General features: G+C 67.6%; 9 protein-coding genes. 3 read left to right on the top strand and 6 right to left on the bottom strand.

Annotation, left to right across the window (positions count from 1 at the left end; genetic code table 11):
• Positions 1-72: 72 nt before the first annotated feature.
• From DXT68_RS02765 to DXT68_RS02750, 4 genes are all read right to left on the bottom strand, one after another.
• Positions 73-1,191, bottom strand: coding sequence for a fatty acid desaturase family protein (locus tag DXT68_RS02765; protein WP_045254892.1), 1,119 nt, complete (start codon positions 1,189-1,191; stop codon positions 73-75).
• Positions 1,192-1,358: 167 nt separating this feature from the next.
• The gene (locus DXT68_RS02760; protein ID WP_156149304.1) at positions 1,359-1,643 is read right to left on the bottom strand and encodes a hypothetical protein; all 285 of its coding nucleotides are present in this window, start codon (positions 1,641-1,643) and stop codon (positions 1,359-1,361) included.
• A 247-nt stretch (positions 1,644-1,890) separates the two neighbouring features.
• A complete protein-coding gene (locus tag DXT68_RS02755; RefSeq protein WP_045254894.1) occupies positions 1,891-2,886 on the bottom strand; it encodes an intradiol ring-cleavage dioxygenase in 996 nt (331 codons plus the stop codon).
• 144 nt (positions 2,887-3,030) lie between these two features.
• On the bottom strand, positions 3,031-4,161 hold the full coding sequence (locus DXT68_RS02750) for a low temperature requirement protein A (RefSeq protein ID WP_045254992.1): 1,131 nt from the start codon (positions 4,159-4,161) through the stop codon (positions 3,031-3,033).
• A 353-nt stretch (positions 4,162-4,514) separates the two neighbouring features.
• Here DXT68_RS02750 and DXT68_RS02745 point away from each other — a divergent pair, with 353 nt between their 5' ends.
• From DXT68_RS02745 to DXT68_RS02735, 3 genes are read left to right on the top strand one after another with little or no spacing between them, the layout of a single operon-like run.
• Complete coding sequence (locus tag DXT68_RS02745; RefSeq protein ID WP_045254895.1) at positions 4,515-6,047, top strand: sugar transferase; 1,533 nt, start codon at positions 4,515-4,517, stop codon at positions 6,045-6,047.
• Between the two features lie 5 nt (positions 6,048-6,052).
• Positions 6,053-7,219, top strand: coding sequence for a DUF1972 domain-containing protein (locus tag DXT68_RS02740; protein ID WP_045254896.1), 1,167 nt, complete (start codon positions 6,053-6,055; stop codon positions 7,217-7,219).
• A 17-nt stretch (positions 7,220-7,236) separates the two neighbouring features.
• Positions 7,237-8,349, top strand: coding sequence for a glycosyltransferase (locus DXT68_RS02735; protein ID WP_244268211.1), 1,113 nt, complete (start codon positions 7,237-7,239; stop codon positions 8,347-8,349).
• A gap of 94 nt (positions 8,350-8,443) precedes the next feature.
• Here the strand turns inward: DXT68_RS02735 and DXT68_RS02730 are convergent, their stop codons facing one another.
• Together DXT68_RS02730 and DXT68_RS02725 are read right to left on the bottom strand one after the other, a co-directional pair.
• Positions 8,444-11,701, bottom strand: a complete 3,258-nt coding sequence (locus DXT68_RS02730) for a right-handed parallel beta-helix repeat-containing protein (RefSeq protein ID WP_052677797.1) — start codon at positions 11,699-11,701, stop codon at positions 8,444-8,446.
• A 78-nt stretch (positions 11,702-11,779) separates the two neighbouring features.
• A complete protein-coding gene (locus tag DXT68_RS02725; RefSeq protein WP_045254898.1) occupies positions 11,780-13,153 on the bottom strand; it encodes a tyrosine-protein kinase domain-containing protein in 1,374 nt (457 codons plus the stop codon).
• Positions 13,154-13,260: the final 107 nt, after the last annotated feature.

Genomic DNA, 13,260 nt, shown 5'->3' with positions numbered 1-13,260 from the left:
ACGCCGTATACGCGAAAGGCCCCATCCCGGAGGATGGGGCCCTTCGATCCGACCGCCGTGCGGACGTGGTGATCAGGCGCGACCGAACTGCGCGACTGCGGGGCAGTCGAACGGGTCCGCACCGGCGGCGAGGCCGACGCGGTTCAGGTACTGGATGACGATCGCGTAGGACCGGCCGAGGCTCGTCTCCGTGTACGGCACGTCGTTCGCGGCGCAGTAGTCGCGAACGATCTCGCGAGCCTTCGACAGGTGCGGACGCGGCATGTTGGGGAAGAGGTGGTGCTCGACCTGGTAGTTCAGGCCGCCCATGAGCCAGGTCGCCCACCATCCGCCGCGGATGTTGCGGGAGGTGCGCACCTGCTTCGAGAAGAAGTCGAGGCGGGCGCTCGGGTCGATGATCGGCATGCCCTTGTGGTTCGGCGCGAACGATGCGCCCATGTACACGCCGAAGACGGCGAGCTGCACGCCCATGAAGGCGAACGCCATGCCGAGCGGGAGCATCAGGAACACGGGGACGAGCACGATCGCGAAGCGGAGGGCGATGAGGCCCAGCTCGATCCAGCGGCCCTTGGCCTTCTTGCTCGTGACCAGGTGCTTGACGCCCAGGTAGTGAAGGTTGAGCCCCTCGAGAGTGAGCAGCGGGAAGAACAGCCACCCCTGCTTGCGGGTGATCAGACGGACCAGACCACGGGACTTCGCGGCATCGGTCTCGAGGAACGAGACCGTGTCGACCTCGATGTCGGGGTCCTTGCCCACCTGGTTCGGGTTGCCGTGGTGCTTGGTGTGCTTCGAGTCCCACCAGGAGTAGCTGATGCCGACGACTCCGGCGGCGAGGATGCGGGCGAGACGGAAGTTCGCCGGGCCCGAGGAGAGGATCTGCCGGTGCGCCGCCTCGTGAGCGAGGAAGGCGACCTGCGTGAGGATGATGCCGAGCGCGCCGGCCATCAGGAGCTGGAGCCAGCTGTCACCGAGGAGGATGAAACCCGTCACCACGCCGCCGAGGGCGATGGCGAGGGCGGTTCCGACGAAGATGTAGAACCAGCCTGCGCGTCTCAGCAGTCCGGTTTCCTTGACGACCTGCGACACCTGCTTGTAGGCCTGTGCCATCGGGGGGAACTCTGCGTTGCCGGAGTACGTCTGACGTACGGGTCCGAGCTGGCCTGCGGTCTTTTCGACCTGCGAAATGGAGATGTTGCTCTCCTGTCGATTGGAGCCCTTGGGCTGTGAAAGCCCAAGGCAGATCGCCCAACGCTTACCTCAGGCTAGCCCGCACCGCATGCGCCTTGGGGAATACGTCGGCATCCCCGGAATATTCACAGAACCCGGAGGGGAACCGGTCAGCTTCACCCGTTCCGGGGTCAGGCGCGGGCGCGGCGCGGACGGCGCCGCAGCGCGCGAGGAAGCGAGACGGTGAAGCTCCACGGGCGGCTTTCGACGGGGATCTGTTCTTCGAGAGCGTCGCGCGCATCGCCGAGTGAGGCGAACGAGCCGAGGTCGATGCCGCGGTTGTCGCGAGCGAGGTAGGCGGTGCCGTCGAACTCGACGAAGCCGGCGAACTCCCCGGCGCGGGTCGCGACGTGCACGTCGGTGTCGGCCTGTTTCCAGGTCAAAGGATCGGAGGGCGGAAAAGTGGTCATGGTCATGCTGGTACTCATTGCTGTGCGGCGGGCGCGCGATGTCGCGACCCGCAAGATGTGAGATCGTGGGCGGATGCCGAGCGCATCGATGCGCGTGGTCCGTGATGGCCCTGATCAGTGGCTGCGCGGTGGCCGAGAGGGCGGCCAGAACACACGAAGCTCATCAATCATAGCAGAGTCGACCTCCGGCTGCGACGTCTCGATCCTCGGAGCCGGATGTCGACACCACGACCGCGAGCGACGAGCAGCGCGGTCAGCCGGCCGGCGGCGTGCCCCCGCCCGGGCCTCTGCCGCCCGTTCCGCCATCGCCGCCCGACGGCGCGGATCCCGCGGAGGGCGCCGTGTCGGTGTCGACCCCGACGGTCAGCGTCGCCGCGTACCCGCGGGTCACGTCCCCTGTGAGGGTGGGCAGCTGGAGGGCGGCGGAGTCGTCGCCGAAGACGTTGTCGCCGGCGAGGCTCGTCTGCGACAGGTTCCGCGAGGAGCCGTCGTAGCGCGAGTCCGCGTAGACGGCACTGCAGGCGTCTTCCGGCAGCGCCAGCTGCGAGGTCGCGATCGCGGAGGTCGAGTCGCTGATCGAATCGACATCCGGATAGACCTCGAAATGGATGTGCGGCCACCGGCCGGAGTAGCACCCGGGGAAGATCGATGCGAAGGACACCTTCCCGTGGGCGTCCGCGACCTGCACACCGCGCAGGTAGGTGACGTCCTCGAGGCCGGAGGAGTACATCGAGTACTCCCCCTGGGCGGTGCAGTGCCACGCGTAGACGGCCACGCCCGCGAACGGCACTCCGCCGTTCGCCAGGTCGAGCACCTGGAAGTCGAAGGTGAGGGGGATGCCGTCGGCGGTGGCCGAGCCGTCGATCGAGGTCGTGATGTCCTGACGCACGATGCCCGACTCCTCGAGCACGTCCGGGCCGTTGGACCCGTCGCCCGGATAGGGGCCGGCGGTCTCGTCGGGGATCTCGCCCGCCGCGGTCACGGTGCCGGTCGGTGTGCCTGCGTCGCTGCTCGCCGTCGGGCCGCTGCCGCTGGTGCTCGATGTGCCGGTCGCGATGGGGGCACAGGCGGCGAGGACGAATGCTCCGACGCCGAGACCTGCGAGACCAAGCGCTCCGCGACGGGTCACGAGGGTGCGGATGTCGAAGGCTGCGCCCTGATCGACGACCTCCTCATCCGCCCGGTCGAGCAGGCGCCCTTCATAGGTGGGGCCCTCAGGGGTCTGGACGGGTTCGGGGATGCGGCTCATGATCGTGCTCCTCTCGATGAGTTCGGGATATCGATGTCGATGTCGATGTCGATGTCGATGTCGATGTCGATGTCGATGTCGATGTCGATGTACCCAGGGTCACGGAGGAGGCGATCAGGAGACCATGCGCCGTCTATGTGAAAGCTATGGCCTCTTGTCGACGGGTGGATGCAGCACGAGCACCGCGACGATCGCGACGAGTACCAGCGCGGTGATCGCCACCGGGATCGGCAGGATCGGATCGAGGAGCACGACCAGCGCGCCGAGCGGGACCACGGTGTTGACCAGGCGGTCGGCGTTGGCACGGATGGCGACGACCCAGATGCCGAGCAGGAACACGGCGATCGGGATCGTGACGGTGAAGGACGCCGCGACGTTCGACAGGTGGCTCTCGCCGGTGAGGACGTCGAGCTCGACCTCGATCCCCGCGGAGAACGCCGCAGCGGCGCCGAACACGACATAGTGCGTGTATCCGTACCGGAGCGAACTGCCGAAGCTGGTGATGGCGCGGTGATGCGGCGCCCAGAAGTAGATCCACCACAGCGACGCCGTGACGACCAGCGTCAGCACGGAGATGGAGATGAGGGGCACCAGCGATTCCAGCTCATGGCTGGCGTCGATGATGGCATTCGCCGAGGCCAGCAGGCTCTCGCCGAGCACGATCAGCGTGAACAGCCCATAGCGCTCGGTGATGTGATGCGGATGCCACGGCGTCTGCCTGCGGTACTCGGCGAACACGGGCACGCTGACCTCGATCAGGGCGAACACCACGAAGGCGATCAGCTGGAGCGGTCCCGCCGGGATCAGGAGGAAGAGCACCCAGAGCACCTGCACGGCCGCGATGCCGGCCGCGTAGCGTCTCGTCGCCGCGCGGAGCTCGCCCGCGCCGCGAGAGGCACGCAGCCACTGCGCGACCATCGCGATGCGCATCACGATGTAGCCGAGCACGGAGAGGGTGAAGTCGCCGCGCTCGAACGCCGCAGGGATTCCCGCTGCGAAGACGAGCACACCACCCATCTGCACGATCGTCATGACCCGATAGAGCCAGTCGTCGGTGTCGAACGACGTGGCGAACCAGGTGAAGTTCATCCATGCCCACCACACCGCGAAGAAGACCATCGCGTACGACGTGATGCCGTGCACGAAGTCGCCGTGGCTGAGGGCGTGGTGCAGCTCGGCCGAGGCGATGCTGACGGCGACGACGAAGACGAGATCGAAGAACAGCTCGAGCGTGCTGGCGGTGCGATGCGGCTGCGCAGGATCACGGGGCAGCATGCGCTGCAGCCGGAAACGCGGCTCGGAGGGGGTGGTCACGCGGTCAGAATATCGGCGTCGCGCGACCCGCTGAAACGCGTACCGGAATCTTGGTTCGTCCACTCGCGCGAATTACCTTCCGTTGGACGCCCGCTTCCGCTACAGTGTTCGATGTCTGCAGTTCCTGCTGCCAGAACCACCGTGTGGGACGGTGAGTGCAACCCGTGATGTGGGATCACGAGTGCAGCAGGACCCGAGGGGTCGGGTATGCGGACAATCACCATGGACGTGGGGTCCGTGGTCTGGGGAAAATCTGGGGATTACATGTTGCACTGCGGAATTCTGCGTACATTCGTGACGCACGAGGCACGAGTATGACCTCCGTCGAGGATGCGATGAGCATCACGCGCACGGGTTCGGTCTTCACACCGGTCGCCGCGCCGCGGGCGACGAGATCCGTCATCCAGACCGTCGTCACGCCACGCGTGTCGGCCACGCTGGAGCGACGCAGGCAGTGGGAGCGACGCTACCGGCGACGCCTGGGCGTCACGGATGCCAGCGTCATCCTGCTCGCCGTGGGAGCGACCGCCGCAGTGCAGCTGCTGACCGGCGTGATGGGGGAAGAGGCCCTGCGCAACGGTCTGCTGCTGTCGTTGGCGTGGATCGTCGCGCTGTCCGCGCTGGGCACCAGGGCGGGCACGATCCTCGGATCCGGTGCGACCGAGTACCGCCGTGTCGCTCATGCCGCAGGCCTGGCCTTCGGCGCGATCGCGATCCTCGGCGTTCTCCTGGAGCTGGAAGGACTGCAGCCGCTGTTCTTCATCGCTCTCCCGGTGGGCACGCTGGGACTGCTGTTCGGACGGTGGAGCTGGCGTCGCTGGCTGCAGCACCGCCGTCTGCGCGGCGAGTACGCATCGAGGACCCTGGTCGTCGGCGCGGTAGACGATGTCGAGTACGTGATCAACTCTCTCCAGAAGGGTGGAGAGAACGGGTACAACGTCGTGGGGACGACGCTGTTCGATCGCGAAGCCGGCACGTTGACGCTCGGGGAGAGCACCTACCCGAGCGTGGGCAACCTGAACACCGTCGCTGGGGCGGCGGTGGAACTCGGGGCGGACACCATCATCGTGGCGAGCCGCCCCGAGGGGGACCCCGAATTCGTCAAGCACCTGAGCTGGCAGCTCGAGGGCACCGCTGCGGAGCTCGTGCTCTCCAGTCGCCTGACCGACGTCGCAGGACCGCGTGTCTCGCTGCGTCAGGTCGACGGGCTGCCGCTCATCCAGGTGAAGATCCCGACGTACGAGGGCGGTGTCCACGTGCTCAAGCGCGCACTCGACATCTTCGTCGCTGCCGTCGCGCTGATCCCGATCGCGCTGATCACCCCCGTGCTCGCCGTGCTCGTGAAGCTCGACTCGCCGGGTCCCCTGTTCTTCTCTCAGGAGCGCGTGGGGCGCGACGGGCGGACGTTCAGGATCATGAAGTTCCGCTCGATGAAGACCGACGCCGAGCAGCAGCTCAGTGTCCTCAAGGAGCAGAACCAGGGCGCCGGACTGCTGTTCAAGATGAAGGACGACCCTCGCGTGACCCGCGTCGGTCGGATCCTGCGCAAGCTGTCGCTCGACGAGCTGCCGCAGTTCTGGAACGTCCTCATCGGAGACATGAGCGTCGTCGGCCCGCGTCCTCCGCTGCCTTCGGAGGTCACCTCGTACGACGGCACCGTCTTCCGCCGCCTGTACATCAAGCCGGGCATCACCGGACTGTGGCAGGTCTCCGGCCGCAGTGACCTCTCGTGGGACGAGAGCGTTCGCCTCGACCTGCGCTATGTCGAGAACTGGTCGGTCATGAACGACCTGCAGATCATGTGGCGCACAGCCAAGGTCATGGTGCAGCCCAGCGGGGCATACTGAAAAGTATGAACAAGGGGAACGCCCTCACCATTGCGATGGTGGGGACACGGGGGGTGCCCGCAGCCTATGGCGGATTCGAGACGGCAGTCGAGGAGGTGGGCAGGCGGCTCGCAGAGCGCGGTCACGACGTGGTCGTGTACACACGCGGCTCCGAGAGCCGCGCCACCGAGCACCTCGGCATGCGGGTGGTGCATCTGCCCGCCGTGCCGGTGAAGCAGGTCGAGACGCTGAGCCACACCGGACTCTCGACGCTGCACCTGATGGTGCGCCGCCGTCCTGATGCGGCGTTCGTGTTCAATGCGGCGAACTCGCCATTCCTGCCCTTGCTGCGGCTGCGTCGCGTGCCGACCGCGCTGCATATGGACGGTCTGGAATGGCGTCGATCCAAATGGGGCCCACGCGGCAAGGCGTACTACCGCTGGGCGGAGCAGTTCGGGGTGCGGATGGGCGACGCGCTCATCGCCGACGCCCCGGGCATCGCCGACTACTACTCGCACCAGTTCCAGGTGCCGACAGAGATGATCCGCTACGGCGCGCCCATCCTCGACGACGTCGCCGACGGTCGCATCGAGGAGCTCGGTCTGAAGCCTGAGGGCTATCACCTGGTCGTCGCGCGATTCGAGCCCGAGAACCATGTGCTCGAGATCGTCGAGGGGTACCGCCGGAGCAGCGCGACGCGTCCGCTCGTCGTCGTCGGATCCGCCCCCTACAGCAGCGACTACACGCAGCGGATCCACCACGCAGCGGCGGGAGACGAGCGCATCCGCCTCGTCGGTGGCGTGTACGACCAGGAACTGCTCGACGCGCTGTACTTCCACGCTCTCACCTACGATCACGGCCACTCGGTCGGCGGCACGAACCCCTCGTTGCTGCGCGCGATGGGCGCAGGCACCGCAGTCATCGCCTTCGACGTGCCGTTCAACCGCGAGGTGCTCGACGGGAACGGGTGGTTCTTCTCGACTCCGGCCGACGTCACCACCGCGTTCGAGACCGCGGAGGAAGATGCCGCGGCTGCACGCGAATCCGGCCGTCGTGGCCAGGAGCGTGCACGCGTGGCGTTCCGGTGGGACGACGTCGCCGATGCCTATGAAGACCTCGCCCGACGGCTCGCCGCCGGAGACAGCGTGCACCGCATCGCGCGACGGGCGCGCCGCCAGGCGGAGGAGTGGTGAACCCGCCGAGAAGGACCGTGCTGGTCGCGCATCCGGGTGCCGAGATGTTCGGCTCCGATCGGATGCTCCTCGAGAGCGTGATCGGTTTCGTCGAGTCGGGGGCGCGTGTGGTCGTCGCCCTGCCCAGCCGGGGACTGCTCGACGTCGCGCTCCGCGAAGCCGGCGCCGAGGTCGTCATCATCCCCATGCTGGTGCTCCGCAAGGTCCTGCTCACACCGCGGGGGCTCCCCCGGCTGTTCCGCGACATGTTCCGAGGTCTGGGAGCGGCGTGGCGCCTCATCGGCAGCATCCGCCCCGATGCCGTCTACGTCTCGACCATCATCATCCCTCAGTGGCCGATCATCGCGCGTCTGCGCCGTACGCGCTCGGTGAGCCATGTGCACGAGGCCGAGGCATCCGGCTCTCGAATCGTGAACGCCCTGCTGTACCTGCCGCATCTCGCTTCTCAGCGCACGCTGGTGAACAGTCGGTTCAGCCTCGAGACTCTCGACCGCGCGCTTCCCGCTCTCGCCCGACGCGCCACCGTGGCGTACAACGGCGTGGGCTCCCCCGAGAGTCCGCGTCCCCCGCGATCCGCGATCGACGGACCGTTGCGCGTGCTGTACATCGGTCGACTCTCACCGCGCAAAGGCCCTGACCTCATCGTCGACGCCGCATCGGCACTCAGGACGCAGGGCGTCGAGGTCTCCGTCACCCTGCTCGGCGCCGTCTTCGACGGATACGAGTGGTACGAGCAGCAGCTGCGCGAACAGGCCGAACGCGCGGGAGTGGACGTGGAGTTCGCGGGGTTCGAACCCGATGTCTGGCCATTCCTGGCCGACGCCGACGTACTGGTCGTGCCCTCGCGCATCGACGAACCCTTCGGGAACACCGCCGTAGAGGGGATCCTCGCGCTGCGTCCGGTGATCGCGAGCGACAGCAGCGGTCTCCGTGAGGCGGCCGGCGGTTATGCCACGGCCCAGCTCGTGGCTGCAGGCGATGCCGACGCGATCGCCGCTGGTCTGATCCACGTGCGCGATACATGGAACCGTGTGGTCGACGACACCGAGGACGCGCGTTCCGAGGCCCTGCGGCGCCATGGCCCGGCGATCTATCGGTCCGTGGTGGCCGAGGCCGTCACACCCCTCTGACACAAGAGCATCACGGCTCGGCAGCACCCGCCGGCATGAGTCGAGCGGCCTCCCCGCACGGGGAAGGCCGCTCGACTCACGAGGGCACCCGAACTCAGCGCGGCTGGGCTCCCAGCACCTTCGCGCCGGACGCGAGGTGCGTCTCTGCCGCGATGCTCGACGGAATCGACTGCGCGATCGTCGAGACGCTCCGCAGGGTACCGGCAGCACGGTCGATCGATCCGTCGCTCACCACCCGGTATGAATCGTCGACGACCGACCGGCCCTCGACGAGCACGGAGTTCGCATCCTGCTTCGTCGCCCCAGTGAACTCCGAAAGCGTGTTCGTGACGGCGGGGTTGCCGCCCGAGCCCCGCGACCAGACGCCGAACCACACGGGCGAGGCGGCCGATACCCGCGAATAGAGATTGCCGTCACTGCGGGACACGAGCTGCGCCCCGGTGAACTCCTTCGAGAAGTCCTCCACACAGATCAGGCAGTTGCCGACCGCATCGCCGATGACGTTGTTGACGATCACGGTCTTGCGTGTGACCCATGGCATGGTGGGGTCCGGGAGCTGCTGGCGCGGATCATGTCCTGCCGCGCTCTTGTCCGACGCTCGACGTTTGTCCTGCACGATCGCGATGTTCCGCTGATTGCCGACCGCGGTGTTGTTCCAGATCTGGACGTTGCCGGTTCCGATGACGTAGATGCCGTTCAGAGCGTTGTCGGACACGATGTTGTCGGCGATGATCGCCTTCTCGGAAAGCTCGAGAACGAGTCCGTTGCCGGTGTTGCCGACCACATCGTTTCCGGTGAAGGTGATGTCGTAGACGGACTCGTCGAACCACGGCCCCTGGCCCAGGTTGTCGAGGAACGCACTGTCTTTCACCTCGACATCGCGCGATCTGGTCACCTTGAACGCGCCGGAGACCGGAGCGCGGTTGAACCGCTGGGCGTTGTTGCCCGTCGACAACAGATGGCTCACCCGGAGACCGTCTGCTGTCGACGCGCCCGCGCCGAGCAGGCCGTTGTCGATCACCGAGACACGGGTGAACGTCGTCCGCAGAGCCCAGGAATACAGACCTGTGGTCGAGTTGTCACGCACCGTGACGTCAGCGACGGTGACGTCGGGGGCCGCCACCACGACCGTGCCCATCTGCGGGACGCTCGTGGCGTAGCGGCGTACGCCGATGCCCTGGAGCACCGATCCCGCCGAACGGATCGAGAGCGCCTGCGTCAACGTGCTGGCTTCCACGGACTTGCCGGACGGGTCCGACCCCATGACCAGCTGCGACCGGGAGCCGTCGACATAGAACGTGTTGGGCGTGACCTGATCCCGTCGCGCGACCTCGGTGAGCTGCACGCCGCCGACCCAGAGCTGATCGGGGTGGGCGGCCATCGGGAACTCGGGGTTCACGAACTGCCAGCCCGCGGATCCGCCGTCGGACGCGCCCTTCGTGTACGTGGGGCTCGAGTCCAGCGCGAGATTCCACCCGTCCTTGACCCACACGCCCGCTTCTGCGCGCCAGCCGGTCACGGCCTCGGCGCCGTCGAGCCAGACCTCGTCGCCGGGAGCCGGCTGGATCGTGACGCGCTTCTGGGGCGGCACCACGATCTCCTCGTGGTACGACCCCTCGTGGACGACGATGGTTCCGCCGCTGGGCACCTTGCGCAGCGCCGCAGTGATGGTCTGCACCGGCTGAGCGGCCGTGCCGCCGGCGGCGTCCGACCCCGTGCGGGCGACGTGCACCGCGGTCGTCGGTGCGGAGTACGAGAAGGATCCGGGTGCTGCAGCGCCGGCACCGCCGCGCGGGAACTCCTGATCCGGGTTCGGGACCGTCGGCTCGGTCGGCTCGGTCGGCTCGGTCGGCTCCGTCGGCTCCGTCGGCTCCGTCGGCTCCGTCGGCTCCGTCGGCTCCGTCGGCTCGGTCGGCTCGGTCGGCTCCTCGGGGGCTTGTGCGGCGCGGGCGGCGATCGCCTCGATCGCGACCTGCGGCGTGTTACCGCCGTTCGCCGAATACAGGGCCACACCGATGCGTCCTGCGTCTGCGATGCGCTCCTTCGACGCGTCGGTCGCAGAGACGGTCCACTCCGCAGGCTCCGTGCCACTGGGCTCCCAGAGCTTGGCGGCGAGTGCCACGGTCTTCGTCCCCGTGGTCTCGAAGGCGATGCGCACCTCGTCTCCGGCGTCGACCGTGCTCGCCAGACGGACGGAACCGAGGATGTCGGCGCTCGTCAGATTCTTGAGCCGAACCAGCTGGAGCTCGGACACTCCGTCGGGCATGACCCTCAGCCGCACGGCATAGGAGGAGTCGCCCACGACACGGGTCGCGATGCTCAGGTAGATGCCCGAGCCCGCCGTCGGCAGAGTGCGGATCCCGATGTCCGTGGTCACACGGGCGTCGGCGGGCACGGCCGCTGCCAGCACAGCGGTCGAGGATCGTCCGGCCGCAGGACTGGAGATGACGCCCGCGGATCCGTCGACCGTGAGCACGGCGGCGCCGGATCCTGTCCACGCCCCACCCCGATCGGCAGCGCCCCAGACGGTGTCGGTGCTGCGATCGAACTGATCGCAGGCGATGTCACCGTCGGCGCACGCCTGGGTCGGGTTCTCCTCAGAGAGCACGCCGGGCGTCGCCGACACGTCCTCGATCAGGACGGGGGCGACGGAACCGCCCGTGGAGGCATACGCGCTCCACGCCAGGCCGCCCGCTCTGGTGATGCGCTCCGCTCCCGCGTCCGACGCCTTCACCTGCCAGTCCGGGCGGGTCTCCCCTGTTGCCCACACGCGGGCTCGCAGCTGAACCGGATCCGATCCGACAGCCACGACCTCCACGGAGAACCCGCTGCCGACGGCCGCACCGAGGTCGACGCCCTGCGCTGAGAGCACGGTGGCCGTGAACCCGGTGAAGGAGACCAGCTCGAGATCCGTGCGGCCGTCGCCGAGAAGCCTGAGTCGTGCAGCATACGATCGGTCGCCGGTCTCGCGCACGTGGGTGCTCAGGTACACACCGCTCGAGGCGGGGAGATCGGGCACCGATGCCGTCGTGACCAGATCGACATCGCCGGTCTGGGCGCCGTTCCAGCTCACCTTCGCCGTGCGTCCCGGTCCCGGTGCCGCCAGAGCTGCCGCTCCGTCGGTCACGCTCGTCACTGCCGAGGGCGACGAAGCGTAGGCACCGCCGACCGGCGGCGCTCCCCACCCGGATGCCGATGTGCGATCCATGGTGTCCGTGAGGATCGCGTCGGTGTCCGCATCGGCGCGGGACACACCCGTCAGCATCGCTGCGAGAGCGCTGAGCACGACGAGGAAGGCGAGGAATCCGCGCGAGGCGCGATCACCGAGGAGTCTGAATGGGATGGGAGTCACGTATGAGCCGTTCTGTATGCAACAAGACACACCCATCGCGAGAACGGATGCCCCCATCCGCAGATCAGAGTAGCAGGACTAACCCGGGGAGTCCTCCTGCGTGTAGTACGTGGTGCGTCCACGGGCGAGTCGCACCTTGTTCAGGACGATGCCGATGATCGGCGCGCCGGCCCCTTCGAGCGTGCGGATCGTCGCAGCCAGCTGCGGACGGCTGGTCTTCGAGGCATCGACGACGATGACGACGCCGTCGACGAGCGGCGCGACGAGATTCGTGTCGGCGACGGTCAGAACCGGCGGCGAATCGATCACCACGACATCGTGCCCCTCGCTCGCGGCTCCCAGCACCTCGGCGAACGCATGCGAGGTCAGCACGGATGCCGAGTTGGGCGGAACCTCACCGGAGAGCAGCAGATCGGGTCCTCCCTCACGCCACGGGATCACCGCCTCCGTGAGGGCGGCGGAACCCAGGACGACCGAGGTCAGCCCGACAGAGGCGTCCAATCCGAAGATCTCGCCGATGCGCGGACGGCGGAGGTCGGCATCGATGAGGAGTGTGTTCTCGCCGAGATCGGCCAGGGTCACGGCGAGGTTCGCCGAGAACGTGGACTTGCCCTCGGCCGGTGACGCCGATGTGATCAGGAGGCGCCGCGACTGCCCGTCGATGTTCGCGAAAGCGAGAGCCGACTGCACACGCCGGAAGTCTTCTGCGATGTGGCTGCGCGGTTCGCGCACCACGATCAGCCCGGCAGTCACTCCCCGCTTGGTGCGGGTGATGGATCCGAGATACGGCAGATCCGTGACGCGGGCGAGGGCAGCTTCGTTGCGCACCCGGTTGTCGGCGACGGTCGCGACGAACGCGACGAGTACGCCGAGGATGAGTCCGAGGACCGCGGCGAGGCCGGCATCCTTGGTCTTGTTCGGCAGCGACTGGAACTGAGGGACGACCGCCTCGTCGATGACGGAGGGGATGATCGTCGGCTTCTGATCGACGCCCTTCGCGACGATCTCCTCGACGGCGCTGGACAGCTCCTCGGAGATCGCATTCGCGATGTCGGTCGCGCGCGCCGCGCTGGTCGAGGTCACTTCGACGCCGAGGATCGTGGTGTCCTGCGGGATCGTGATGGCGATGTTCCGGGTCAGCTCCTTGGGCGTCAGCGCGAGGTCGAGGTCCTCGATGACCGGTGCCAGGACACGCGAAGACGTCGCGAGCTGAGCGAAGGAGAGCATCTGCGACTGGGTGTACGTCGAGCCCTGGTTGAGATCAGTGCCCGTCGTGCCCTGGTTCATCGCGAAGTACAGCGTCGCCGTCGACTGGTACTGCGGCGGCGTCGCCGCCGAGACCCCGTACCCGACAGCGCCTCCGATGAGAGCCATGCCCAGGATCACGAACCAGAACTTGCGAACCGCTCCCCATGCGCTGGCGAGAGACCATCCCGTCGCGTCGGCTTTCATCCGTGCCCCCTCCAGTGCCGGCAAGCGTCGCCTCCCCGCGTGACGACATCGCCGATCGAACGCGGCGCGCTCTCATGGTAGCCGACCGTGCACGCCAACCCTGAGCA

Source organism: Microbacterium foliorum (assembly GCF_003367705.1).
GTDB lineage: Bacteria > Actinomycetota > Actinomycetes > Actinomycetales > Microbacteriaceae > Microbacterium > Microbacterium foliorum.
Note: the sequence above shows the minus strand (reverse complement) of the source record. Positions and strands in the feature narration are given on the sequence as shown.